The following is a 3,258-nucleotide window of genomic DNA, read 5'->3' as shown; positions in this document are numbered from 1 at the left end:
GTGGGGGCAGCGTTGATGTACGCGGCGGTGGCGGGGGCGGTCGCGGTCTGCTCCATCCACGTCCACGTATCCGCAGCGACTGCCAGGTCGTTGCTGCTGGTGGACAGGTAGGAGTTGGTGCCGTCGAACCAGTTGATGTTCAGGCTCACCGTGCGGGCGCTGGCGCAGCGCACCCACCCCGTCAGCCGGTACTCCGCGTCCGGCAGCACCGCATACTGGTCCGACCCGGCGTTGGGGAACTCGGTCACCCCGTCCGGCGTGATCTGCATGACCCACGAGCCGCCGAACGGCACATCGGCGACCGGGCCGGGCGGCGCAACGCGGTCCAGCGTTGCCCCATCGCCCGTCCACTCGTCGAGGTCATCCTCGAACGACCAGTTGCCATTCAGCGGTGGCGGGGCGGTCACCCACTTCTGCGCCGTGTCGACCGGCGTCAGCACATCGAACGTCGTCACCGCTTCGCCCACGCCCGCTGCCAGTTCGGCGCCGGTGGTGTCGGCCCGCTGCTCCGCGTCCCCGGCCGTAGCCACGTTCCACGGCGAGGCGGGGCGGCACACGAACGCGATCTCGTGCTCCGGGTTCCGCAGCGTCTCGTGCAGGCCCTGGACCAGCTGGGACACGTCCTCGGGGACCTGCGCGAGTAGATTCGATACCGTCAGTCGGTCGCCGAGACCGGCCGTGAGCACCTGCGTGACCAGCCCGTCATCGGCAGCGATGCGCGCGTTGTGCAGCAGCACCGTGATGCGCGGCCACCGGGCCTCATCCACCGTGCCCTCATGCATCCGCCACCCGGCGTGATCCGCCAGCTGCGCGTCCGTCTCCACGTTGACCGTGACGGACTGCTCATACGGGTGCACCCCGTCAGGCGGCGGCTGCACCGACAGCGAGCCCGTGACCAGCTCAGCCGTGTAGCTGCTCCCGCCCTTGCGGGAGGCCGTGACCCGGTTGGCGAGGTTCTTGTCGTCCTCCTCCGGCTCCAGCCGATTGAACGTCTCGCCCGCGCTGTAGTCCAGCGCGAGCGCCGCTGTCTGGTTGTAGAGCGTGGCCCGCGTCCTGTACCCCAGCCCCAGCATGTCCCGCGGCTCATACAGGATCCCGAGGTCCGCGTCCACGCACTCCTGGAGCAGATCCAGCAGCCCGCCGGCCGCCTGGATCCCCATCGCCTCGGTGGCGTCCAGGTCGCCGGTCGCAATGAACTCCACGTCCTCCTCGTCGCACAACCGCTCGATGCGGCGCCCGGCTGTCTCGCCCTCGTGCGCGAGGATCTCCGTGAGCATGTCCGTGCTGGAGGTCACCACGTCCTGCACGCTGACGTGCCCCACCGCCACGTCCCCCGGCGACCCCGTGCCGCCCGCGTCGCCGTCCTTGGCTACGACGACCGAGGAGACCGTGTCGAAGGTGTATCCGGCGATGGTGCCGGTGGCCCACCCCGTCACGGGCGGGTCGGCTGCCGTGTGGACCCGTAGCGCGTAGTCGATGTCCGCGCCATCCTGCTCCATCGCCAGCGACATCCGCATCAGCAGCCCGTTGACGCCGGTGAACGTGCCGCTGGTTTCGATGATGTTGCCGTCCTGGTCGCCCACGCTCAGGTGCAGGCCCCCATTGGTGGCGCTGGTGTAGACGACATGCCAGATCGAGGCACTGCCCGACGTGCGGACCCGCAGCAGCACCACCCCGTCCGTCAGCCCGTCGTCGTCGATCGCGACCAGGGCGCGCACCTGCGATTCGCCGGTCTCCGTGTACATCGGCACCTGGCCCCGCCAGATGCTGCCGTTGACCTGCGGGATCGACTCCGAGCCCGGGTAGTCCGAGGCCGAGCTGAGCCGCGGCGACCCGGTGAACGTCATCGCCGGGTCGCCCACGATCCCGGAGGCGAACTGCGTGGCCCCAGAGGGCTCTTCGCAGGGCCAGTAGGCCACCAGCCCAGCCGCCCGCGACAGGCCGCGGCGGAGTGGGGAGTGCAGGTCCTCCTGCTGGCCCAGCCGCCGCGTGATGCCCGCGGCCTCCACTGGCACGTACACGTCCGTCCCCGTGCTGTCCCAGCGCGGGGGCAGGTCGCCGAGCTCGCCGGTGAAGCGCCAGCGGCGGATCTCACCCTGCTGCGTCCACACCCGAAGCGGCGTATTGCGGCCGATCAGCCCGTAATAGGCGCCAGCGGGATTCCGGGGGGAGAAGCGGCCATCTCTGTTGTCGAGTGTCAGATCGCACTGCGCGGGCTGGAGACGCGTCGACTCATCCGACCGGCCCCACCGGATCGACACGCCCTCGGCGTAGCGCACGTACTCGCTGATGTCCGTCCACGCGGTGCCGAGCAGCATCTCCACCACCGGGTGCGTGACCACCGTCTGGCCGGGCCCGGAGGCAGGCGTGGCCCAGGCACCGGCACGGCGGCGCCATGCCTCGACCCGGGCCGCGAGCCCACTGGTACCGGCCATCGCTACTCACTCATCCCACGTCACGTAGCAGGTCATGTTGACGGCGGCGGCGAAGGTCACCCGCACCCGCAGGAAGCGGGACACGGCGACGATGGGGCGCTCGTCGGGCATGAACTGGTACTCGTAGGTCAGCCCGCCGATGCCGCCCCCGTCGGCGCCCGCCGTCAGCCCCGGGACCTCGACCAGGTCGAAGGGCCGCGTCGCGGTGATGGAGCCCTCGGCGGTGGCGGTGTAGCCCGTCGCTCCCGTGCCCAGCGTGAGCAGGCTGTCCGGGGCGTTGGGGTCGAGCTGCACCAGCCCCGAGGCCGCGTGTGCCGTCACGGTGGCCGCCACGTCGGTCTGGAGCAGTTCCACGGTGCCGGTGTTGGTCGAGCTGGGCGGCTGGTCCAGCGTGAACCCCCACGACAGCACGGTGAGCTGCCGCGTCGAGGGCGTGGCGAGCTGCAACATGGTCTTGATGCTCGTACCCGTCGTAACCGCCGACGGCGCTGCCGTCGTCGGCGCGGCGAAGTTCCAGGCTGTATAGCGATGCATGCGATCCCCTTACGTCTGTCCCAGGACGGCCTGGACGTTGCCGCCACGCTTCCGGACTTCTCTGCGCAGGGGATCGACCACGATCTCGCCCAGCGCCCGGCCGCCGACGTCGAGCTGGATCACGATCGGCCGCCCTCCATCACCACGGTCGGCGGCAGCGGCCAGACGGCGCGAGTCGCCCGACGTGCGCACCCGCGCCCCCGCCGGCAGGTCCACCAGCTCCGGGCCTTGCTCGCCCACCAGCGTCATCCGTGAGCGCGGGCCACCCTCCTGCGCATGGCCCCCGCCC

General features: G+C 70.9%; 3 protein-coding genes. All 3 read right to left on the bottom strand.

Annotated features, from left to right (window positions below):
• Window positions 1-2,435 (bottom strand): hypothetical protein (locus tag G5C65_RS34175; protein ID WP_165302947.1); only part of this gene is annotated, 2,435 nt, incomplete at its 3' end.
• A 6-nt stretch (window positions 2,436-2,441) separates the two neighbouring features.
• On the bottom strand, window positions 2,442-2,969 hold the full coding sequence (locus G5C65_RS34170) for a hypothetical protein (RefSeq protein ID WP_165302946.1): 528 nt from the start codon (window positions 2,967-2,969) through the stop codon (window positions 2,442-2,444).
• A gap of 9 nt (window positions 2,970-2,978) precedes the next feature.
• On the bottom strand, window positions 2,979-3,258 hold a 280-nt coding region (locus tag G5C65_RS34165), incomplete at its 5' end, for a hypothetical protein (RefSeq protein WP_206442583.1).

Source organism: Streptomyces boncukensis (genome assembly GCF_011045075.1).
GTDB lineage: Bacteria > Actinomycetota > Actinomycetes > Streptomycetales > Streptomycetaceae > Streptomyces > Streptomyces boncukensis.
This window is presented reverse-complemented; position numbering and strand designations above follow the sequence as displayed.